A 23,500-nucleotide genomic window follows, 5' to 3' on the forward strand; every position below is an offset into this window, starting at 1 on the left:
ATATCTAATCTCGATAACGGTTATTATTGAACAATATTCATTAAATTATGTTAGCTAATTAACGTCAAAACCATGTTAAACAATGCTAACTTATAAATGAGGTTATAACGAAACTGTGATAACAAACTAGGAGTCAGTTATGAATAGCAAAACGTATCTTATCATCGGCGGTACAGGCGGTATCGGTAAGGCCATGGTCGAACAGCTCATCGAGATTACCCATAGAGCAGCGACAGGCATAGCTGTTTTTGCGACTTATCATAATAGCGTGCCCGAAATCGAGGCCGATAACTTGCATTGGCTAAAAATGGATATTTGCGATGAGGAAAGTATCAAGCAAAGTATTGAGGCCATAAAATCTCATAGCGATCATATCGATTGGGTCATTAATTGCGCAGGTTTATTACATACCGAACAGAATCAACCTGAAAAAGCGCTGCGTCAGATGGAGTCGAGTTTCTTTCTAAAAAATATGCAAGTCAATGCGCTCGCCAGCATGCTCATTGCCAAACATATCAAACCGCTACTCAAAAACGCGTCGCGAAGTAATGCTAATCCTGCGATATTTGCGACGATATCAGCTAGAGTCGGGAGTATCAGTGATAATGAGCTTGGCGGCTGGTACAGCTACCGCATGAGTAAAGCGGCGCTAAATATGGGCATGAAGAATTTAAGTATCGAATGGTCGCGCTCATTAAAAGATGTCTGCGTAGTGGTTATGCAGCCCGGTACTGTGAATACGCAGCTATCGGCACCTTTTCAAGCGAACGTTAAAGAGGGTCATCTATTCTCGCCAGTTTATAGCGCAGAATCCTTATTAGAAGTACTCTCAAATATGAGTAGCGATCAAACCGCTAGCTTCTTTGATTGGGCAGGGGAGTCTATACCTTGGTAGGCGGTTTTGAATATCACTTAGCATAATAATTAGATAGTAAGTTAAAAAGCAGTCAGTTAAAAAAAAGGGCGCCCTGTATATAAGGCACCCTGGTTATTAAAGAGCTCTGTCTTGTACATATCTATCAATTGATCATTAATAAGTCCATAAACTCATGCACAGGCGTTTGTTCTAGCTTTGCCTGATTATCGCATAGCTCAATAATCTCTTGGCAACGACTCTCGATAAAACGAGTTGCTAGATTGGCGCGGAATTTTGCTTCCAGAATAGGAATACCCTCAGCACGGCGGCGTTTATGGCCGATAGGATACTCAATAACAACCTTATCAGTACTGGTGCCATCCTTGAAGAAAATTTGAATGGCATTAGCAATCGAGCGCTTACTAGGATCATGATAATCCTTGGTATAGTCGGCATCTTCTTCAACGACCATCTTGCGGCGTAGCCCGTCAATCAATATATGGTGCTGCTCATGATAGTCATCTTCGTAATTCTCCGCCATTAGATCGCCAGTCAATAGCGGCACTGCTACCATATACTGCAAGCAGTGGTCGCGATCAGCAGGATTAGCGAGCGTCCCTTCTTTTGAGATAATGCGAATAGCAGACTCATGGGTTGCGAGGACGATCTTCTCAATCTCATCAATCCTATCATCGATACGCGGATGCAGAATAACGGCGGCCTCACAAGCGGTCTGCGCATGAAACTCGGCCGGGAAACTTAACTTAAATAAAATATTTTCCATCACGTAACTGCCAAACTCACGCTGAAAGCTGAATTTTCGCTCATTTTCAGGCTTAGTTGCTAAGTCTTTATTAGTATGACTAAACAGCACATCATAAAAACCCCATTGCTTCGCTGATAGCGCGCCTGGGATACCCATCTCGCCGCGGCGAGTAATATCGACCAAGCGTACGGCGCGACTGGTTGCATCACCTGCCGCCCAAGATTTACGACTACCAGCGTTGGGCGCATGGCGATACGTGCGCAGCGCTTGCCCGTCGACTAGCGCTTGTGATATCGCCGCCATAATACGCTCGCGAGATAAGTTATAGAGCTTAGCGACAACTGCGGTCGAGGCTAATTTGACTAAGAATACATGGTCGAGACCAACACGGTTAAACGAATTATCTAGTGCCAATACCCCTTGAATCTCATGCGCCATAATCATCGCCTCAAGCACCTCACGCATAGTCAAAGGCTCAATATTGCGGCTAATGTTCTGCTGACTAATATAATCGGCTACCGCAAGAATACCGCCTAAGTTATCTGAAGGATGACCCCATTCAGCGGCTAGCCAAGTATCGTTATAATCTAGCCAGCGCACGATACAGCCGATATCAAAAGCGGCTTTGATCGGATCTAGCCGATGTGAGGTACCAGGGACGCGCGCGCCATTGGGAGTAATTTGATCAGTGCAATCAGGGCCTAAATGTTTGGTACATTCAGGGAAGCGCAGGGCAAGTAGTCCACAGCCAAGCGTATCCATTAAACAATGGCGCGCGGTATTCCAAGCATCCTCACTATTTTGGGAATCCTGATCTATCGAGTAATTAAGCACATAATCAGCAATTTTTTGAATTTCATCGTCGTATTCGGGACGGACGTTACTTTCAACCGTAGCATTTTTATTATCTGATTTGGTATTAGACATCATCGTCTCCTCTTCCTTGAGTGAATTTTTTTAAAGCACTAAAAACTAAGTCATACCTCAAAGTAGCACAGGCGAAAGCCAACAACCAAACTGAATTATGTTAAGAATTAAAACCTTAATAAGCGCTCAAGGCGTTATTAGGGTCTCGCTTTTGGACTATTCAATTTTTAGATCATCAAGTACAGTAGCCCTAGGATAAATAGTGCAACCAATATAAAAAGTAGAGCGCTTAAAACCTTTGAAGTCGTACTGGTAGTTGTATTACTAATTTTTTTGATCTTAGTTTTCTTAGCGACTCGTAGCACCATATTCACATGCTCGATACTATCTTCAAGGTAATAATCACCTTCCGGCACAAACCCTAATGACTGATAAAAGCTGAGCAAATAAGTCTGTGCGGAGATTATAATAGGGCGCTTCTTGCCATATTTTTTGCGGCAATGGGCGATGGCTTGAGTCATTATCTGCCGCGCTAGCCCTTGGCCTCGGTACGCTGATACTACTAATACACGTCCGATAGCAGACATAGCCGTATTGAGCTGATCATCGTCAGTGACACCAAGATTAGATCTAAGAGTATTATACTCTGGTGGAATAATACGGCAGTAGCCAACGAGCGACTCGTTCTGATGTGCGACCAGATGTAAACAGTCAAAATCTAGCTCATCCATATCTTGATAAGCGCAGTTTTGCTCCACCACAAACACCTGCGAGCGCGCTTTTAAGATGTGATAAATATCAACTGAGGTTAACTCATCGAAAGTTTTTATAGCAAACATAGCGGTCATAATGGGGCTGCTTTATACAAGTGGGTTATCAGATTGAGAGAGTAAAGGTGGTACAGGATTAAAAGATAAAAGCGCATTATAGCGACATAAAGTCTTATCAACCATCCAGATTTTAAGTATCAGCCGTATGATTAATCGTCTGACTGATTTTGTCCAAATTTAAGCTATCAGACATGGCACTGAAGATTTCATAGTACTTACCGCCTTTATCATAGAGCGCTTCATGCGTACCAGTCTCGACCACTTGACCGTTTTCAATAACGACTAAATCATCGGCGTCGATAATCTGCGCAATATTATGCGACACCATAATCACGGTTCTATCTTGTTTGATCAGATCCAAGCTCTTTTTGACTTGCTGACTGGCGATAGCATCGAGGCTCGCGGTCGGCTCATCTAAGAATACAATCGGCGGATCTTTTAAGAACATTCTAGCCAGCGCAATACGCTGCTGCTGACCTCCTGATAAGGATTTGGCCGTACTCTCATAACCATCTGCAAGCTTTATCACTTGTTCATGAATAGAAGCTTTTTTTGCGGCGACTATGATCTCATCTAGCGTCGCATTCATATCGCCATAGCGAATGTTTTCGCTGATAGTCCCTGAGAAAATATGATTACTCTGTAATACCAGACCGATATTTTGACGTAAATCATGAGTATCACAATCTTTTAGGTCATGTCCATCTAAGCAAATCATGCCTGCATCTGGTTCATAAAATTTGACTAATAAATTGATAATCGTACTCTTACCTGCGCCACTTAGCCCCACAAGCGCGGTAATGCGATTAGGGCGAATCTCAAAACTGACGTCTTTTAATGCTTGAGTACCATTTGGATAAGTAAAATCGACATTTTTAAGCTCGATATGACCTTTTAGGTTTTTGCTACTGATACCCTTTATGTTTTCAACTTGTTTGTCATCTTCTAATATCTCAAAAAAACCTTCAGCATAAGTTAAAGCGTTATTAATTTGATCGTAAATACGATGCAATTGACGGATAGGGGCGGCGACGTTTTGAAACAGTAGTACATGGAACAAAATCATACCGATGGTCATCTGACCCTGCAGGACAAAATAGGCCGTCAATAGGATAATAACGACAATACCAATCTGCTCGATAAAGGTCTTTACTGCGTCATAGATAAAGCCAATACTGCGAATACGCAGCTGATTATCAGTCATGTCGCGCTGAATGGTCCAATGTTTATCCGCTTCAATAGGCTCGCGAACGAAGGATTTGACCACGCTAATCGAGTTAATCAGTGAAATAACCAAACCACTTTTGGCTTCCCGAAAGCCGCGCATCTGTCTGCGAAAGCCTTGCAGACGCCGGGCTTGCTTTTGACTAATAAAGAAGTAAATCGGAATAATAATTAGACCAACGAGGCCAATCCAAAAGTTAGTCGAGAACATGATAATAAGCGAGACAATGGCACTGGCAAACAGCGGTAGCATATCGATAAAGAAGTTTTGCACCAGACTGGTCAGGCTCATCACGCCATAATCGATACGGGTTTGCAGCTTACCGCTATCATTCTCGCTACTGGTATAAAACGCCATACGGTAGGTAAGAATACGCTCGATGATCTTTTGCGATAAATCCCGCGATAGATTGATACGAATTTTCTCGCCAAAAAAGCGCTGACCGAAAGAGATAAATATCGACAGTATCTCTTTGGTTAATAGTACCGCGCTAATAATACCCAGCATACGCAAACCTGCCTGCCAAGGATCGGCTAGAGCGGCAATCTCAGTTAAAGTATCGACGGTGTATTTCAATACAAAAGCATTAACCTGGGCGGTAAAAGAGCCTAACACCGTCAATACTAAGGTAGCCACAATCAGTATTTTATAAGGCGCGGCAAAGACAGCGAGCTTTTTTAGGATATTCCAAAGTAGCGCCCGCCGCTCAGTCTTTTTAACTGGCGGCTTTTTAAAAGGGGATTTGCTGAGATTAGGAGTGGTTGGCATTTTAGTAGGGTAAAGTAATCGCTGTTAAAAATCTATATTCGCAAGCTAATATTGATATTATTTAGTTATACTAAGTATTTATCTCTTGGGTAGTAAACGTTTGAAAATCCTTCCTTACGTCTTGATAAGCCTTTTAGGCGGAGCTATTGTTCCGCTACAATTGGCTATCGTTAACGCTTTTCGAGAAAGTACACAGGCTTCGCAAATACAATCTACCTTTTATTTGTACTTAGGTGGGGCGTTAGCTTCTTTATTGCTATCGTATGTAATGAGTGGAGGTATTAAGCCACCCATTATAGAAAATGCTACTTGGTGGATGTGGCTGCCGGGTCTTTTGGGCAGCTTTTATATTTTATTTATGTTTATTGCCGCGCCCAAAATTGGTGCAGGAAATACACTGCTTTGGGTCTTTCTTGGACAAATGTATTTTGCCCTGATTCTAAACCAAACGGGATTGTTTGGTTTAGAAGTTAAAGCAATAGATATTTACAAAATCGCCGGCTTAGCTTTAGTTACTCTTGGTGGTATGTTAATGATATATGGTGAGACTAAAACAGTAGCTTAATATTGCGACTTAAAACGCATTCGCTGGTACAAAAACTTCTCCCATCATAATACGACGCGCAGAGCGGCTCATAGAGACTTTTTTGGCTTGCCAGCGCCCATCGACTTGCTCCGTTTTACCGCCGACTAATAACGTACCAGAAGGATGACCAAAACGTACTTCGCTAAGACTACCGCCGCCAGCCGCTTCGTTAACTAGTGTCCCTTGCGTAGTAGCAGCCGCGGCAATCGCTACCGCTGCGGTGCCCATCATCGCATGATGTAATTGCCCCATACTCATGGCACGTACTACTAAGTCAATATCGCTAGCGGCAACTTCACTACCACTCGATGCGGTGTAACTCGCCGCTGGAGCAACCCAAGCGATCTTAGGAATATGTTGGCTCGCTTGCGCCTCAGACTCGTCTTTAAATAGTCCCATAGCGACACCGCCGCGAGCACGGATGTTTTCTAGTTTAGCCAGTAGCTCGCTATTACTATTAATGTCGCCTTGCAATTCAGTACCGCTAAATCCTAAATCTTCTGCTTTCATAAAAATAGTAGGAATACCGGCGCTAATAAAAGTGGCTTTAACGCTATCTTTATTTAAGCCGCAACCTGAGACATCAAAATCATCGACGAGATTATTGGTTGGAAACATATCACTTGAGGAATCGACGGGATCTATAAATTCAATCTTAACCTCAGCAGCAGGAAAAGTGACTCCGTCTAATTCAAAATCGCCCGTTTCTTGTACTTGCACTTGACCATTCTCGTCTTTATAGACTGGCACATGAGCAATGATGGTTTTGCCGATATTTTCTTGCCAAATACGTACTTCACAAATGCCAGTTTCGCTACTGGTCGCTACTTTTGCCGCATCAACGATACCCATATTAATCGCACAAGCGCCAACCGCTGCGGTTAAATTACCGCAGTTACCCGCCCAATCAATCATCGGCTTTGCGATATTGACTTGTCCAAACAGATAATTAACATCATGATCGGCTTGTTTTGCCTCAGACAAAATTACCGTCTTTGAGGTACTAGAGCTGCCATTACCTAAGCCATCGATTTGTTTGCCATAAGGGTCGGGACTACCGATAACGCGCAATAAAAAATTGTCGCGTGCCTTGCCAGCAACTTGGCAACGCTCCGGTAAGTCGGATAATTTAAAGAACGTGCCTTTAGAAGTACCACCGCGCATATATGTCACGGGGACTGATATTTGCGGAGAGAATTTTGGTTGGGTCATTGTGGGAGTCCTTAATATAGTTATGATTTAATTATGTTTTATTGCTAATATGAATAAAGATAAAGTAGCTAAAGATAGAGATCATCATGGATATGGATAAAATGCCAAACGAAAGATCAGCTAAAATTGAGCGGATTATGCAAGATAATCCTGAGTTGTCTTATGAATTTGTCCGTCAATTAACAATCGCTCTAGAGGAAGTTGAGGCTGATAAAGTTGAGCCTTATGAGCTTGAATAAAATAGATTGTCTTAATAATGATAGCGACAAGAAATAATAGTTAGGTAATGATCGTCAACGGCATAGACTAAACGATTGGCATCATTGATACGCCTAGACCAAAATCCTGATAGATTTTCTTTTAAAGGTTCTGGCTTGCCAATGCCCTCAAATGGATTTCGTTTACAGTCAGTGATCAACTTATTAATACGTTTAAGGGTTTTTTTATCTTGCGACTGCCAATATAGATAATCTTTCCAAGCCGCATCCGTCCACGCTAACTGTTCACTCATAGCCTTTTACTCATTATCATATTAAGCATCTTCAGTATTGTTTTCACTATTGATATTGAGGTCAGCGTCATCTATATCTGCATCATTTATTAGATTATGCTCTGCTGTCTTGCCAGCTTGATATTGCGCAATTGATTTTGCTAAATGAGCTGCATTAGCAGGAGATTTTAATAAATAGACAGTTTCCATCAGGCTGTTGTAGTAATCAAGGGACATGACCACAGCATCATCTGCATCACGGCGAGTCACGATAGTGGCATTGGCATCATCATTAACGGTGTCTAAAACCGATTTTAGATGCTTTCTCGCTTCTGAAAAACTAATCACTCTCATAACAGTCTCCAATACTTGTACAGTTAATAGTACATGTTACGCTATTTATAAAAGTATATCAATAAGCATAAAATAGCCGATGCCATATTTCTATACAACATCGGCTCATTTACTAATTATTAGCGTTCACGCCAAAAACTAAGCAATATCAATCGTTCCTTCGATAAACTCTTTCGCAAAGCGTTGTAGCATACCGCCAGAGTTATACATCTTCACTTCATCAGCCGTATCTAAACGGCAGATAACAGGCGTTTTATCGACTGTACCATCAGTGCGATGAATCACTAACGTCATCTCGCCGCCAGCGGATACTTCACCTTTGATATCGAAGACTTCTGTACCGTCGATGTTTAGCGTCTCACGGTTGGTGCCTTCTTTGAACTGTACGGGAAGGGCGCCCATACCAACTAAGTTTTGGCGATGAATGCGCTCAAAGTCTTCTGCGACGACGACTTCCACGCCAGCGAGACGCACACCTTTAGCGGCCCAGTCACGGCTTGAGCCTTGACCATAGCCGTCACCAGCGATAATGATAAGTGGCTGTTCACGATTCATATAAGTCTCGATCGCTTCCCACATACGCATCACTTGGCCTTCTGGCTCAACGCGAGCGAGTGAGCCTTGAATGACGCTGCCGTCTTCGTCACGTACCATCTCGTTCAATAACTTAGGATTGGCAAAAGTCGCACGCTGCGCAGTTAAGTGATCGCCGCGATGCGTCGCATAAGAGTTATAGTCCTCGGCAGGCAGACCCATCGTATCGAGATACTCGCCAGCAGCAGAATCGCCCATAATGGCATTGGATGGCGACATGTGATCGGTGGTGATGTTATCGCCGAGTACCGCTAATGGACGTAAACCTTTTAGACGATTCATCGCCGCCATTTTGCCTTCCCAATACGGCGGACGACGAATATACGTACTCATTTCACGCCAGTCGTACTGTGGATCGATGACGGACGCCTCGTTGCGTCCTGCCTCAGCTTTGGCCTCATCGAACATTGGGATGTAGACTTCGTTGAACTGTTCTGGCTTAACCGAAGCTTTAACGATAGCATCAACTTCCGCGTCATCAAACCAGATATCTTTTAGATAGACATCATTACCATTTTGATCTTTGCCAAGCGAGTCTTTTTCGATATCGAAACGGATATTACCGGCGATAGCATAAGCAACGACTAGCGGCGGTGACGCTAAGAACGCTTGCTTGGCGTATGGATGGATACGACCATCGAAGTTACGGTTACCTGAGAGTACGGCGGTACTAAATAGATCACGGTCGATGATTTCTTGCTCGATTTCAGGATCAAGCGCACCGCTCATACCGTTACAAGTGGTACAAGCAAAGGCGACGACATCGAAGCCCAAGGTTTGCAGTTCAGGTAGTAGACCAGACTCTTCTAAATACAGCTTAACGGTTTTGGAGCCTGGCGCTAAGGATGACTTAACCCAAGGCTTGCGCAATAAGCCTTTTTCGACGGCATTACGGGCTACGATGCCAGCTGCTACCATATTACGAGGGTTAGAAGTATTGGTACAGCTGGTGATAGCGGCGATAATAACCGCACCATCTGGCATTAGGCCATCTTTTGGCTCAGGCAGCTTGTTACCTTCGCCGTGCGCGATACCTTCTTTAACCAGATCAGTGGTTGAGACGCGCGCGTGCGGACGCGAGGGTCCGGCGATATTACGCACGACTTTGGATAAGTCAAAATGTAGTACACGGTCGTATTCAGCGTCGACCATACCATCAGCCCAAAGCCCGGTTTGCTTAGCATACGCTTCAACGGTTTTTATTTGTTGCTCAGTACGGCCCGTTAGACGTAGATAATCAATGGTTTGCTCATCGATAGAGAACATCGCAGCGGTTGCGCCATACTCTGGGGTCATGTTCGAGATAGAGGCACGATCACCAACGGTTAAGTTACGAGCGCCTTCACCATAGAACTCTAGATAGGCGGAAACCACGCCTTCCTCGCGTAAGAACTCAGTCATCGCGAGGACCAAGTCCGTACCGGTAATACCTTCTTGCAGCTTACCGGTTAGCTCAACGCCAACGATATTCGGCAAGCGCATATAGGAAGGATTACCCAGCATGACGCTTTCGGCCTCAAGTCCGCCGACCCCGATAGAGATAACGCCAAGGGCATCGACCATCGGTGTATGGCTATCCGTGCCGACTAAAGTATCAGGGAACGTCACCGCGTCACCGTTTTGGTCGGCAACAACTTGTACCACAGGCGACATTTTTTCTAGGTTGATTTGGTGCATAATGCCGTTACCCGGCGGTACGACGTTGACGTTATCAAAGGCATACTGGCACCAGTTGATGAAGTGAAAACGGTCTTCGTTACGGCGCTCTTCAATTGCGCGGTTTTTCTCAAAAGCGTCCTCTTCAAAACCTGCGTGCTCAACCGCTAATGAGTGATCGACGATGAGCTGAGTCGGTACGATTGGATTGACTTTGGAGGGGTCGCCACCTTCCGCCGCGATGGCATCGCGCAGACCTGCAAGATCAACAAAGGCGGTCTGGCCTAAGATATCGTGGCACACGACACGGGCAGGATACCAAGGAAAGTCAACCTCTTGCTTACGGTAGATGTGCTGCGATAACGCTTCGGTCAGATCCTCTGGCGGACAACGGCGCACAAGGTTTTCACACAGCACCTTTGAGCTAAAAGGTAGCTTGGCATAAGCGCCCGGCTCAATCTCGTTGACGGCTTGCTCGACGTCAAAATAATGCAAGTCAGTATTGGGAAGTGGTTTTTTGTATTGCTCATTCATGGTTTGCGGATTAACTTGCGTTAAAGGCTGCTTGCTATCATCGCTCATGGCGTGCTTTCCTTTGTAGGTGTATAAGAGGTTTAAGAGAGGTTTTTTAGAGATAGTTTATTTAGCAAAATTTATTTTCAAAAAACCTATTAAATATAGACTTTGCTAAATAAAGGGTAGGGTAGATTTAAAATAAATTGTAAGGAGGGCTAGTCGGATTACGCTTTGCTAACCCATCCTACAACTCTATTTTCTGTCACAAATACTCAAAATACTAACGAGCACTTATATCAGGCACAGGACGTAGCTCTTCACCGGTATATTCTGCACTTGGGCGAATGATACGGTTATTAGCGCGCTGCTCAAAAACGTGAGACGCCCAACCGGTTAGACGCGAGCACACAAATATGGGCGTAAATAGTTTAGTCGGGATACCCATAAAGTGATAAGCGGAAGCATGGAAAAAGTCCGCATTACAGAATAATTTCTTCTCGCGCCACATCACTTCTTCGGCACGAACAGAAACAGGATAGAGCACGGTATCGCCGACATCTTTAGCTAATTTTTCTGCCCAACCTTTGATCACGACATTACGTGGATCAGACTCACTATAGATGGCATGACCAAAGCCCATGATCTTATCTTTACGCTCAAGCATGGCCATCATCTCTTTTTCAGCTTCATCAGGCGAGCTAAAGCCTTCGATCATATCCATTGCTGCTTCGTTCGCGCCGCCATGCAAATGACCACGCAAGGAGCCGATCGCGCCTGTGATACATGAGTGGATGTCAGACAAGGTAGACGCACAGACACGCGCGGTAAAGGTTGACGCATTGAACTCGTGCTCAGCATACAGAATAAGTGAGACGTTCATCACCTTAGTATGTAGCTCGTTTGGTTTTTCACCCTTGAGCAAATGCAGAAAATGACCACCAATGGTATCATCATCAGTTTCTGTCTCGATACGCTCATTGTCGTGCGTGAAGCGGTACCAATAATTAATGATAGAGGGAAATACCGCGAGCATACGGTCAGTCTTATCATTCTCTTGTGAGAAGTCGGTTTCCATCTCGAGGTTACCTAGCATCGAGCAGCCGGTACGCAGCACATCCATCGGATGCGCGTCCTTTGGAATACGCTCAAGCACATCTTTTAGCGCTTGCGGTAGGCCACGCAATTTTTTTAGTTTGGCTTGATAGTCATCAAGCTCGCTTTGAGTTGGCAAGTTGCCATACAGTAGTAGATAAGCGACTTCTTCAAAGATGCACTTATCTGCAAGATCCGAGACATCGTAACCGCGGTACGTCAGGCCAGAACCTGACTTACCAACGGTTGAGAGGGCTGTCTTGCCAGCGACTTGACCACGTAGACCTGCGCCTGATAACTCTTTTTGTGCTGCCATGATTAAATTCCTTTTGGTGGCTTTTGGGGTTGAACGAAACAACTTCACGAAAAATCATACTAATAGGGTGAACGGATTTACTTTACTTAAAACTCTATAGCTCTATATCGATATTACAACGCTCAAATTCGGCATTGAGAGGCTTATTTATCACCTCCATAGCACTGCCAGCGCCTTCAGCGTTATTGACTTCCATATACTTAGCGCCAAGCGGTGATTCCATAAAGGTCTGAATCTCAGCCATCTCTTCAGGAGTAGGATCAGGCATTGGCGTAGCGACTTGCTGGCCGTTCATAATAAGCAGCTGCTCATTACCGAAGTCTAGTAGCTTTTGACCCACATCCGAGGCATAAAACTCATTTAGTGAGGCAAGCTCAGCATCACTAAATTTGCTTTTATAAAAGGCATCGACCTCCGCCTTACCCAAGTCTTTGTCTCGAGCCTCGAGACAGCTGACTTGCTCTTGGCTCAGCTCGCCGTTAGTCAGTAGCGGTACAAATAGCATTTGATCGACGGTATCTAGCGTTATCGTCGTCATGACCAGCTCATCTGAATCAGCAGGAGCGTTAGTAGCGGCATCATCATTAGCAACGATGGCCGTGTCATTGACGGTGTCGACTTCCTCCACCGCTTCTGTCGCTTCTGTAGTGGAGGTATCATTACAGCCGGTAATAAATACCGCAGCAGCTAAAGCACAGCCTAATGAGACTTTGGATAAGGTTTGCTTCTTAATATGAATAACAACTGACATAAAGACCCTAAAGTTTGGTGAATATCAACAGCTACACTACTTATTATCAGCGAACAGTTTATCTAGTGTTTGCTCAAACTCATGATAGTTTAAGAAGTCGTATAGCTCCATGCGTGTCTGCATCGTATCGACAACTTTTTCTTGCGTGCCGTCGTCTAATAGGTGCTGATAGACATTAAGCGCGGCTTTATTCATTGCGCGAAACGCTGATAAAGGATAGAGCACCATATCGACACCGACACTATATAGCTGTTCGGTCGTATACAGATCGGTCTGACCAAACTCTGTCATATTGGCAAGGACAGGAATGTCTAATACATCGGTAAACTTACGATACATCTCGATATCCGTCAAGGCTTCGGCGAAAATCATATCTGCGCCTGCCTCTTGAAAAGCAACTGCGCGCTCAACTGCAGCGTCCAAACCTTCGACCGACAGCGCATCGGTACGCGCCATCACCACAAAGTCAGGATCAGTTTTGGCATCCATAGCGGCCTTTAGACGATCGACCATCTCTGAGATACTGACGATTTCCTTATTCGGGCGGTGACCACAGCGCTTTTGTGCCACTTGGTCTTCGATATGTACGGCTGCCACGCCCGCTTTTTCCATCTTTTTGATGGTTTGCGAGATATTAAAGGCACCGCCAAAACCCGTATCGATATCGACTAATAGCGGCGTCTCTACGGCATCAGTGATACGGCGCGCGTCTTCTAGTACATTATCAAGGCTGGTCATGCCCAAATCGGGTAGACCAAAAGAGGCATTCGCCACGCCAGCACCAGAGAGATAAATGGCTTTGTGACCGACTTGGGTAGCCATCATGGCAGTGTAAGCGTTGATAGTCCCAGCGATTTGTAAAGGCAGGTTATTGGAGTTTTGTTGTTGCATCGCATTACGAAAGCGCGCGCCAGCTGATAAGCTCATATGAGAATCCTTGCATAGAGGAGATGACTTAACGTAGAGAGAGTCTGACCGTTAAGTAATGAATTTGAGTGTGCGATATAGTTTGTCGCTTAAGAGTACACTTAATCACTACTATTGCAAAGTAAGAATGGCACCAGTGATTCAATAATTAATAAAAAGATTGTTTAAATAAGTTAATAGTATTCAATTATTGAATAATTATATTCATATATTCGCTCATTGCATCGTTTTAGTATTCAAATTGCTTTATCAAATAGGGCAATCAAGCTGTTTTCCATTACATTTAGTTACAATTATATAGCTACTATTATTGTGGCTTTTTATACCGTAAGAAAGGTTAAATGAGCGTTGGTCAGTTTTTATGACAGTTAGCACAAAAAAGCCCTTATAGCTTAGCTATAAGGACTTTAAGTATTAAATAGTAGGAATTAGCAGTGATAAACAGCAACTAGCACTTTATCCGATTATGAAACACACTAGCCGAGCAGACCAAAAAGATTGGCCAAGAATAGGAGCGCAAAGCCGCCGAGGAACAATAAACCGGCAATCGATAAGGCGTTCATGCCAGCAGAGAGCTTTTGATGACTGCGTACCAAAGAGTAGTTCAACCAACCAAAGATAGGGGCGGAGACAAACGCCGATATCATAGCGAACTTGAGCATAGAGCCGAGCTGTCCGGTAAAGAAGGTAATAATCACTAAGCCGCCGCCGATAGCGTAAGTCGTCCAAAAGGCGATTTGTTTTTTGTTGATTTCACTTTGACCTTTGATCAGTCGCCAACACTCCGCATTGGCACGGCCATAACCATCGGCGCAAGTAATCGTCGTGCCAAACATACACATAAAGGCGACAAAGGCGACCAATAGCCGCGACCAGTCGCCTATGGTATTAGTATACATACTAATCAGCTGATTAATATAAGCGCCGCCAACTAGCTCAATCTCTTGGCCTGAACCATACTGCACAAAAACGCCAAGCGATAAAAAGAACAACGCCAAAATCGCCGAAACCGCGTAGCCTACATTGAAGTCTAATAGACCTTGACGATGGGTGGTATTGTCCGTCTTTCTCTTCGCCGATGTCCACATCGAGGTAATAGCGGCAAACTCCAATGGCGCCGGCATCCAGCCCATTAACGCGACGATGAAACCTAGAGTGGCGAGGTTCCAAGGCGAGGCGGCAACGAAGTCAGCCGTCATCACCGTAGGCTTGCCGGCTGCGATAAGGACGGCAATTACGGTGGCTGCTGTCAGTGCAATCATAATCCACTTGGTCACGCCATCGAGCAACTTATAATGACCGGCAATCAAAAATAACCACGAGACTGCGACGATGATGAGCGATAAGCTAATCGTTGAGAGGCCAATTGAGGTGGGCAGCATAAAGCCTAAGATGACCGCTGCGATCAAAGATACTGCGCCGGTACTAATGATGGCTGATAAGATCGAGAGAATAAAATAGATCCAAAGATAGCCTTTTGAGCGCTTGGCATAGCCGGCAATCAAACTCTCGCCGGTGTCGTAGACGTAATCAGTACCGAAGCGAAAAAACGGATACTTAAAGACATTGGCTAAGATAATCATAATAGCTAACTGCCAGCCATATATCGCGCCTGCCTGCGTCGATGAGATCAGATGCGAGCCGCCAATAGCGGCTGTTGCCATCAGGATACCTGGACCAAAAATTCGCCAACTAAAACCTGCAGGCGCGCGGCCATCGTCTTGGCTATTTATATCAGGGTTATTTATTCGTTGTGTGGTCATAGATACCTCAGTTTACATCAGGCGACAAGCTATCACTGACCTGTGATAGCTGACCCATAAAGTTAGAAAATGTCATAATGAGCAATACTCGTGAGAAAGTATAGTCGATTGAAGTTTGTAGGGGCTTTTTTTCGGTGACTTTAGCACACCTAGCAGGTTTGCGAATAATAACTATTAGCTTACCTTAGACAAACTGCTGACGCCGGTAAGTAATGCCGCGCTGCTCATAGATCTCATAGATAGCAGTGAGTAGATCGGATACTTTTGGGTGGGTAAAGTCTTTTAGTGTATGTAAATAAATAGGGGAGGTAACGTTTTCATGGATCAAGCGCTGATAGCTGATCTGTTTGGTTCGCATCACTTGTAGGCTTGCAGGCACTAAGGTGATGCCTTCTCCTGCAGCGACGAGGCCGAGCGCCACTTGTAGATCACTGACTTTACTGGTTCTGAGCGGGGTAATTCCGTGCTGGGCAAATAGGTATAACAGCGGCTCAGTAACTGAATCAGTCACTGAATTTGTAGCGGATTTGGCGCTTTGTTTTGCACTTTTATCTCGAGTGCTCATACTCGTGTCATCAGCAGTAGAGTCAGTATTAATTAAGCCGGGTAGGTGGGTTTGGTGATACAGAATCAAGTGGCTATTGGCCAAATCCAGCAAGCGCTGTTCCTTGACTTCAGCTAGTGCATGCGCCTTTGGCAGGGCTACGAGGTAGCGCTCATGGCGCAGTAGTATTTGTTGTATCCAAGGATCTTGATGGGCAAAGCGCCCAAAACCCACGTCAATCTCACCAGACTTTAGCGCCTCTATCTGCTGATAAGAGCTGATATCCTTGAGAGTCACTTCGATATCAGCGTTTTGCTGCTTAAAAGTAGCAATAACCTCAGGCAACAGGCCATAAAGTACAGAGGGTACAAAGCCTATATTCAAGCCTTTGCTAGGTGCCGATAGGCGCTGGGTCATATGAGTGACGGCATCAAGCTCTATCAATAAAGCACTTATTTTGTCATAAAAAAACAGGCCGGCAGTTGTTAGCTGCAGTGGACGGTGATAGCGATCGATTAGCACTACCTCTAGATCACGCTCTAGCTGTTTCAGCAGACGGCTCAGGGTAGGCTGAGACAGACCAGTAGCTTGGGTAGCAGCGCTAAAGCTCTGTAATTTGGCAACCGCAATAAAGGCCTTTAGCTGTTTTAAGTCCATATTTGCTTCCTTCATACTGACTACGCCTAGATACTCACATGCCGTAACCAATAGCATTTGCTCAGGGTTTTGATACCTTTAATGCTATTTTTGCAGATATCAAAAAACCTCTATATTACACTTAAAGAGCTTGTCTTTAAAAAATAGTAGCCATTCATCTAGATGTTTTTGGCTTTATGGCTATATAATAATTGGCTCTATGATAGGCTTATCGTAGCATTTTTTTTCATTGCAGCTTTATGACGATAAGTGAGCATTCGATTAATACTAAAACTGATTGGTGTACTATGCACGATTCAAATGACAATAGCGGCAATGAAGCTCAAGATAGTAGTATCAATAATAGTGTCAATAATATTGAGAATAACAGTATCGATAGAAGCTTAGCTCATAGCCTCTTGAGTGAAGAGGAGCTACAGTATTTTTCAGGACAAAAAAAGAACAACAAACTTCTAAGCACGATATTCACTAACAAGGGTAGTGGCCTAAAAATTGTTGCGGCGAGTATGGTGTTAGTGCTCTTGGGAGCGGCCGCCGTTCTCTTTAGCTTAAATACTACCGATAGCTCATCTACTGAAGATCTAGTAGCCACTGCAAACGAAGATCCAATAGCTCCTGAAGAGATAATAACCGATAACCGCACAGCCGCTGTAACCGAAAATACTAGCGCTAGCCCTGATAATATAGAAATTGATAGTGCAAAAACTGATAGTAAAAAAAGTGACGATCCGTTAGGAGATAAGCAAATCTCACAAAGTAACCAAGAAGTCGCTGAGGAACAAAGCTTGCAAGCTGACAAACAAACGACCGTAAGCTATGAGGATTTTGCCAAAGAAGCACAAAGTACGTTATATCGTGATAGTGATTATTAACATACAGCGTCGTTTTTTTTACCTCACTCACAAAGATAGAGCGAACCAATCATCGTACCAATTGCAAGTATCACAACTAGAGAATAAAGAAACATGGCTAAAACACCGGTAAGCAAAAAAGATAAAACCGACAATGGCTCATGGATACAATGGCTCATGGATACGCAAAGAGTATAAGAAGGAAGTTATCAAAATCACTGGCTGGCATGACAGACGAACAATAGAATGATATTTATTGTAGAATCAACACTCTAATAGAACTTATTTAACATAATATACATTATGCGAAAACAAACCAACGGCTTTTACTTATGGCGGTAGAAGCTATTACTCTAATACTCGTCATGTTTATTTAGCGTTTTTAGTTAGATCTATATTGAGTTTATTATTAGACCACGCTATAAGTTTCAAAAGTATGACTTAGCAGATATGTTTTAATCGTATGACATTTACTATTGATGTTTGATAACTTATCGACGTTATTATAAATAACGAGTCATTGCGATAATTTTTTGCCACGTTAAGGATATTTTATGACCAAACTATCTCATACTTTACAACTTATCACTGCAGCTGTGCCATTAGTCCTTGTTGGTTGTCAGTCTGCCATTAATGCGCAAAACAGCGCCGTACAACATAATGCAGCTATCAACACTCTTGCGCACCATAATCAAAACTCTACGTCAGCACCGACGCAGACACTTGAACAGCAGGCTCTACGTATTCAACGAGCTTTGGCTAATGGCAACTATGCTAGCATTATTAATGATATTCATCCGACACGCGGCGTACGCGTCTCAATGTATGCTTATGTGCGCCCAGAATCTGATAAAACCTTTAGCCGTGCTCAATTTTCTCAATATCTGCAAGAGTCTGACATTCGCTTCACTTGGGGCGAAAAAGATGGTTCAGGAAAGCCCTTAATCACCCCTTTACCTGACTATTTGCAGACTTGGGTACATGCAGATGTATTCGATGATAAATCAACCCTAACTATCAACGACAGCCAAGCTACCGGCAATAGTATTGATAATTTAAGTAAAATATATCAAAACGTTGATTATGTTGAGTTTTATCACAATGGTAGCGAACAATATGGCGGCATGGATTGGCGTGCTATGCGTTTGGTATTCGATGAGTATCAAGGTAAGCGCTACTTAGTCGCTATTATCTCTGATCAGTGGACGGTTTAAGGTGTTGATTTAACTGATAACTATTCAAAAAGGGCATTGTTGAACTGCCCTTTTTGTGTATTAGTACGTTATATCTAGTACCTTATATTTATATTTAGATATGTATCATAGCGGTGTCTGCCGAAAAAACTTCACCATAATATCGTAAATATCCGGATAAGCGTCGACCAGCTTTTGCGGCGTCTCAAAGAATACTTCGCTTAATACCGCAAAGAACTCTGCAGGATTGGTTGCGCCATAACGATCTAGGCCTGATTTACGATGGGTCTGAAAATCTTCAAAGTCGCGGCTCATTATCTTGGTCCAGCGTTCAGGATCCATATCCGGCTGCATCGGCGGAAACCCGTTAGCACGGCCATTTAGCATATCAAGCTTATGGACGAACTCGTGTATGACGACGTTATGACCGTCACGCTCCCCGGAATGCTTGGCATCTTTCCATGACAGAATAACAGGCCCGCGCTGCCAAGCTTCGCCGCTACGATGTTGTTGACCTTCGTGGACAATGCCGAATTCATCGACGCTCTTGGCTTCGCTTTTATAAGACCCTGGATAAATGATGATCGACGACCAGCCTTTATACCACTCAAGACCCAAATGTAAGATCGGCAGACAGGCTTGCAGCGCAATAGATTGTCTGACTTTATCAGTAATCTTAAAACCTTGTGCCCCCGTAATGGATTTATCCGCCAAAAACAGCGTTGCCAGCTCAAATAACTCGTTCATCTCATCATCAGTGAGACGCTCAAGTATTGGGATACGCCCCGCTGCTCGCTGCCAGTCAGCGCTAGTGAATTCGCTATTATCCAAAATACGTTGATCGCGCCATTCTTTTATCATCTCAAACATATCTTTGCCTTGCATTGGTTCTATTCGTTATGTCAATTAAACCACACTTATCGCATTTATCTGCTGCATAATCGTAGCCGTCAAAATAAGATAAGTGTCGTGATATGATAAAGTATGTTTGTGGTACTTAAATTTGCGGCGCTTAAATAGCTGCCAAGTCATATCAAGGATGAAGACATGCTAGAGTTTCAAACCAATAAAGCCGATCTAACCCAATCACGAATCGTGAAAACCGATAAGCCTGTTATTAGTCATGGCGAAATACTCGTCAAAGTCGATCGCTTTGCTTTTACCGCCAATAACATCACTTATGCGGTGATGGGTGATCAGCTGCGCTACTGGCAGTTCTTTGCGCCTAACGGCGAAAACGCTGACCAATGGGGCATTATTCCTGTATGGGGTTTCGCTGATGTTATTGAATCTAACAGTGATGATATCCCTGTTGGCGATAGACTCTTTGGCTACTTCCCGCCTGCCCATGAGCTAGTGCTCACCCCTATCCGAGTCAATGGCTTAAGCTTAATGGATGGTAGTGACCGCCGCGCTCATCTACCACCAAGCTATAACTTATATCAACGCGTCAATCATGAGCCAAGCTATGACCCAGCTCATGATAACTTGCGTATGCTGCTGGCCGTCTTACATCTAACGGCTTTTTGTTTGCTGGATTTACTTAAGAGTCATAACTGGTATGGTGCTGAGCAAGTTGTCATTATTAGTGCGTCGAGCAAGACTAGCATTGGTCTCGCTTATGGACTTGATGAGGACAAGGGCGCGCCTACCGTTATTGGACTGACATCAACTCCTAACTTGGACTTTGTAACTTCGCTAGACGCTTATGATGGCGTGCTGAGCTATGACAATCTTGAACAAATCGATGCGAGCAAGCCTACCGTCATCGTCGATATGTCTGCTAACTTTGCGGTGTTGAGCCGATTGCATAGCCACTTAGGCGATAATATGCGCTTCACGAGCAATGTCGGACTGACTCACTGGGAAGAGCCGCGTCAGATGAGTGGCATTATTAAGGAGCGTAGCGAGCAGTTCTTTGCGCCAAGTTATATTCAAAAGCTAATGAAAGAGTTAGGCGCTGAGGAATCCAACAAACGCACTAGCGAATATATTATGCAATGTGCCAAAAAAACCAGTTCTTGGCTAAAAGTTAAAGAGCTAGATGGGATTGAAGGACTATCAGAAGTTTATAAAGACGTTTGTGCGGGTCATATTCCAGCGGATGAGGGCTTGGTGGTAGTGATGTAATTGAGTATGAGCACCCTACTAGAGCTGCCCTTTTTGTTTAGGGTTAACGATAGAATGAAAAAAAATCGAATAAAAACAAAATTTTAATATCAAACCTCTGTTGTGTATTGCCCTAAAGACGCGTTATAGTCTTAAGTCATATAGGGAGAGTTATTGTGTTCATCATAACTTTAAACTTTACCAAGGATGCGTGAGGTATTTATGACTAAAGAAGCGACTCAAACCCAGAACCAGAACGACAAAAAAGCGCAATCTCAAAGCCCAAAACAACCAAAAGACAATCTAAAAGAACCTTTGGAAAAGCGCCCCTGTTTCGATGAGCTAAAAGATGCCAAAGGCAAATATCGCCCCGTTGCCCAAGCGGTCGGCGATTGGCTTGATGATACAAGCATGGATGCGATTAACCATCTTAATGAGCAAGCCGAAAATATCTTTTATCGTAAAGGCGTGACCTTTACTGTCTATAGCGATGCCAAAAATATCGAGCGGATGATTCCTTTTGACATCGTGCCCCGTATTATCTCTGCTAGCGAATGGCAGCTCATAGAAGCTGGCTGTAAGCAGCGTATCACCGCCTTGAATGCTTTTTTGCACGACATCTATCACGATCAAGCTATTATGAAAGCCGATATCGTGCCTGCAAGCTACGTCTACGCTAGCGGCTGCTATGAGCCATGGATGATGGGAATTAAGCTCGATAAGCCGATTTACTCGCACATTAGCGGTATCGATTTGATTCGTGATGAAGACGGCCGGTTTTGTGTATTAGAAGACAATTTGCGCACCCCTTCTGGCGTCTCTTATATGCTTGAGAGCCGCACAATATCTGAAACCCTGCTCGCTGATTTATTTGCGCATACGCCGGTATTGGGCATCAGCGATTACCCGAAACGCTTAAAGAAATGTCTTGCCAGCTCAACCAGCAAATATGACCCACAAATCGTCATCTTAACCCCAGGGCGCTTCAACAGCGCTTATTATGAGCATGCATTTTTGGCGCATGAGATGAATGTGCCACTCGTTCACGGTTATGATTTGGTTGTTGAGGACAGTAAAGTCTATATGCAAAGCATACGCGGTAAAGTACAAGTCGATATCATTTATCGCCGAATCGACGATCCTTTTATTGACCCGCTTGCCTTTCAATCAGACTCTATTTTAGGGGTTTCGGGCTTAATGAGTGCTTACCGCGCCGGTAACGTCGTCATTGTGAATGCGCCAGGTACGGGCGTCGCTGATGACAAGAGTCTCTATCCTTTTGTGCCGGACATGATTAAGTTCTACCTTAATGAAGAGCCGCTGCTCCCTAATATCGAAACCTACCAGTGCCGCAAACCTGATGAGCTCGCCTATGTGTTAGATAATCTCGATAAATTAGTCGTCAAAGAAACCCAAGGCTCGGGCGGCTACGGAATGCTAATTGGTCCGACCTCTAGTAAACAAGAGATTAGCGACTACCGCACGCGTTTGCTTGAAAACCCAGCAGGCTTTATCGCGCAGCCAACCATTTCTTTATCGACCAATCCTACCGCCGTCATCGACGGTATCGCTCCGCGTCATATTGATTTGCGTCCGTTCATACTCAGTCATGGCGATGGCTCAGTCGACATCGTTCCAGGTGGCCTCACGCGAGTAGCCATGGTTGAAGGCTCATTAGTAGTCAATTCCTCTCAAGGCGGCGGCATTAAAGATACTTGGGTTGTCGATGATGATAAGTTAAATCAACCTCACACTAGCAAAACTCAGGTGAATAAAACGGCTGATAGAGCTGACGGCTCAAGCCTAGCAAACCTTGATAGCAGCGCTGTCAATCATGCCAGCTACTACAACCGCGCGCAGCCAACTGAAGCAGGATTTGAGGATTTAGACGACGCACCGATGATCCTGCTTCTATCCACTGGGAGCTATTTGATTTGGCTCGGTCGTTATAGCGAGCGCTTGTATTACTATGACAGTATCATGAAGCAGCTCATCAATGGTGATATCAAAAAATCACAGGTTCAGCATCTCATTCATAACTTAGGCTTTAGTGCTGATACTAGCGGCGCGCTAAAAATGATGAAAGCACAGATGCTCAATGAATTGGAACAAAATATAATCCCAAGCGTGGTCACTTCTATCGAGACCAATGTACAAGAAGCAAAAGGCGTCATTGGTAAAGACACTGCAGAGCTATATAACCTGATTAAGCGTCTGTCCAATGCGGGCACTTACCGCGCAGCAACGCTGCAGCTGTATGCCTGTAACGCCGCAATGAAGCAAGAGCATCCAACGGTGACCTGCTTTTGGCAACTGGGACGCTACTTTGAGCAGCTTGAGCGCGCAGTCTTGCTCGATGAAGAGACTAGCGAGATCAGTCTGCAATTTAAATACTGGATCAACCAGCTCCCTGAAAATACCCGCTGGCGTGAGCTGACACGTTTGACCAACCAAATGATTCGCTCAAAGCAGTTCAGCGACTTTAAGCTGATCAGCCGTGAGTTCAATATCATTTTGCAGCAAGGTGTCTAGGTGCATAAGTAACCCTAATAAGAAATGATAAATAGAATAATACGA

Annotated in this window: 20 protein-coding genes; 7 read left to right on the top strand and 13 right to left on the bottom strand. The window is 44.2% G+C overall.

Annotated features, from left to right (window positions below; genetic code table 11):
• Positions 1-139: 139 nt before the first annotated feature.
• On the top strand, positions 140-895 hold the full coding sequence (locus ACS8FD_RS06180; RefSeq protein WP_439274966.1) for an SDR family oxidoreductase: 756 nt from the start codon (positions 140-142) through the stop codon (positions 893-895).
• A 124-nt stretch (positions 896-1,019) separates the two neighbouring features.
• On the opposite strand, the gene ACS8FD_RS06185 is transcribed toward ACS8FD_RS06180, so the two are convergent.
• The 3 genes from ACS8FD_RS06185 to ACS8FD_RS06195 all read right to left on the bottom strand — a co-directional run bounded on the left by ACS8FD_RS06185 (position 1,020) and on the right by ACS8FD_RS06195 (position 5,312).
• Positions 1,020-2,549: a bifunctional 2-methylcitrate dehydratase/aconitate hydratase gene (locus ACS8FD_RS06185; protein ID WP_439274967.1), complete on the bottom strand. Its 1,530-nt coding sequence runs from the start codon at positions 2,547-2,549 to the stop codon at positions 1,020-1,022.
• Positions 2,550-2,716: 167 nt separating this feature from the next.
• The gene (locus ACS8FD_RS06190; RefSeq protein WP_439274968.1) at positions 2,717-3,337 is read right to left on the bottom strand and encodes a GNAT family N-acetyltransferase; all 621 of its coding nucleotides are present in this window, start codon (positions 3,335-3,337) and stop codon (positions 2,717-2,719) included.
• A gap of 112 nt (positions 3,338-3,449) precedes the next feature.
• The gene (locus ACS8FD_RS06195) at positions 3,450-5,312 is read right to left on the bottom strand and encodes an ABC transporter ATP-binding protein (protein WP_439274969.1); all 1,863 of its coding nucleotides are present in this window, start codon (positions 5,310-5,312) and stop codon (positions 3,450-3,452) included.
• A gap of 100 nt (positions 5,313-5,412) precedes the next feature.
• Between ACS8FD_RS06195 and ACS8FD_RS06200 the strand changes: the two genes are divergently transcribed.
• A complete protein-coding gene (locus tag ACS8FD_RS06200; RefSeq protein ID WP_439275027.1) occupies positions 5,413-5,877 on the top strand; it encodes a DMT family transporter in 465 nt (154 codons plus the stop codon).
• A gap of 9 nt (positions 5,878-5,886) precedes the next feature.
• Here ACS8FD_RS06200 and prpF read toward each other — a convergent pair whose 3' ends face one another.
• Positions 5,887-7,110: a 2-methylaconitate cis-trans isomerase PrpF gene (gene prpF / locus ACS8FD_RS06205; RefSeq protein ID WP_439274970.1), complete on the bottom strand. Its 1,224-nt coding sequence runs from the start codon at positions 7,108-7,110 to the stop codon at positions 5,887-5,889.
• 86 nt (positions 7,111-7,196) lie between these two features.
• On the opposite strand from prpF, the gene ACS8FD_RS06210 reads away from it, so the two are divergent.
• Positions 7,197-7,349, top strand: a complete 153-nt coding sequence (locus ACS8FD_RS06210) for a hypothetical protein (protein ID WP_439274971.1) — start codon at positions 7,197-7,199, stop codon at positions 7,347-7,349.
• Positions 7,350-7,360: 11 nt separating this feature from the next.
• Here ACS8FD_RS06210 and ACS8FD_RS06215 read toward each other — a convergent pair whose 3' ends face one another.
• The 8 genes from ACS8FD_RS06215 to ACS8FD_RS06250 form a co-directional block, all read right to left on the bottom strand.
• Positions 7,361-7,621 carry a Txe/YoeB family addiction module toxin gene (locus ACS8FD_RS06215; protein ID WP_439274972.1) on the bottom strand — a complete coding sequence of 87 codons (261 nt, stop codon included), beginning with the start codon at positions 7,619-7,621 and terminating at the stop codon, positions 7,361-7,363.
• A gap of 21 nt (positions 7,622-7,642) precedes the next feature.
• The gene (locus ACS8FD_RS06220; RefSeq protein ID WP_439274973.1) at positions 7,643-7,954 is read right to left on the bottom strand and encodes a type II toxin-antitoxin system Phd/YefM family antitoxin; all 312 of its coding nucleotides are present in this window, start codon (positions 7,952-7,954) and stop codon (positions 7,643-7,645) included.
• A gap of 138 nt (positions 7,955-8,092) precedes the next feature.
• On the bottom strand, positions 8,093-10,738 hold the full coding sequence (gene acnD / locus ACS8FD_RS06225) for a Fe/S-dependent 2-methylisocitrate dehydratase AcnD (protein WP_439275028.1): 2,646 nt from the start codon (positions 10,736-10,738) through the stop codon (positions 8,093-8,095).
• Positions 10,739-11,000: 262 nt separating this feature from the next.
• Entirely contained in the window at positions 11,001-12,128 is a 1,128-nt protein-coding gene (gene prpC / locus ACS8FD_RS06230; RefSeq protein WP_439274974.1) for a bifunctional 2-methylcitrate synthase/citrate synthase, read from the bottom strand.
• A gap of 94 nt (positions 12,129-12,222) precedes the next feature.
• Entirely contained in the window at positions 12,223-12,879 is a 657-nt protein-coding gene (locus ACS8FD_RS06235; RefSeq protein ID WP_439274975.1) for a DUF2059 domain-containing protein, read from the bottom strand.
• A 36-nt stretch (positions 12,880-12,915) separates the two neighbouring features.
• Positions 12,916-13,806: a methylisocitrate lyase gene (gene prpB / locus ACS8FD_RS06240; protein ID WP_439274976.1), complete on the bottom strand. Its 891-nt coding sequence runs from the start codon at positions 13,804-13,806 to the stop codon at positions 12,916-12,918.
• Positions 13,807-14,282: 476 nt separating this feature from the next.
• Complete coding sequence (locus ACS8FD_RS06245; protein WP_439274977.1) at positions 14,283-15,569, bottom strand: NRAMP family divalent metal transporter; 1,287 nt, start codon at positions 15,567-15,569, stop codon at positions 14,283-14,285.
• A gap of 184 nt (positions 15,570-15,753) precedes the next feature.
• Positions 15,754-16,770, bottom strand: coding sequence for a LysR family transcriptional regulator (locus tag ACS8FD_RS06250; protein ID WP_439275029.1), 1,017 nt, complete (start codon positions 16,768-16,770; stop codon positions 15,754-15,756).
• A gap of 287 nt (positions 16,771-17,057) precedes the next feature.
• On the opposite strand from ACS8FD_RS06250, the gene ACS8FD_RS06255 reads away from it, so the two are divergent.
• Positions 17,058-17,642 (top strand): hypothetical protein, encoded by a 585-nt coding sequence (locus ACS8FD_RS06255; protein WP_439274978.1) that lies wholly within the window; start codon positions 17,058-17,060, stop codon positions 17,640-17,642.
• A gap of 533 nt (positions 17,643-18,175) precedes the next feature.
• Positions 18,176-18,835, top strand: coding sequence for a hypothetical protein (locus ACS8FD_RS06260; RefSeq protein WP_439274979.1), 660 nt, complete (start codon positions 18,176-18,178; stop codon positions 18,833-18,835).
• A 105-nt stretch (positions 18,836-18,940) separates the two neighbouring features.
• Here ACS8FD_RS06260 and ACS8FD_RS06265 read toward each other — a convergent pair whose 3' ends face one another.
• Positions 18,941-19,684 carry a M90 family metallopeptidase gene (locus tag ACS8FD_RS06265; RefSeq protein ID WP_439274980.1) on the bottom strand — a complete coding sequence of 248 codons (744 nt, stop codon included), beginning with the start codon at positions 19,682-19,684 and terminating at the stop codon, positions 18,941-18,943.
• Positions 19,685-19,861: 177 nt separating this feature from the next.
• Between ACS8FD_RS06265 and ACS8FD_RS06270 the strand changes: the two genes are divergently transcribed.
• Both ACS8FD_RS06270 and ACS8FD_RS06275 read left to right on the top strand, forming a co-directional pair.
• On the top strand, positions 19,862-20,944 hold the full coding sequence (locus ACS8FD_RS06270; RefSeq protein ID WP_439274981.1) for a DUF2855 family protein: 1,083 nt from the start codon (positions 19,862-19,864) through the stop codon (positions 20,942-20,944).
• Between the two features lie 201 nt (positions 20,945-21,145).
• Positions 21,146-23,455: a circularly permuted type 2 ATP-grasp protein gene (locus ACS8FD_RS06275; protein ID WP_439274982.1), complete on the top strand. Its 2,310-nt coding sequence runs from the start codon at positions 21,146-21,148 to the stop codon at positions 23,453-23,455.
• Positions 23,456-23,500: the final 45 nt, after the last annotated feature.

The organism is Psychrobacter sp. 1U2 (assembly GCF_051847575.1).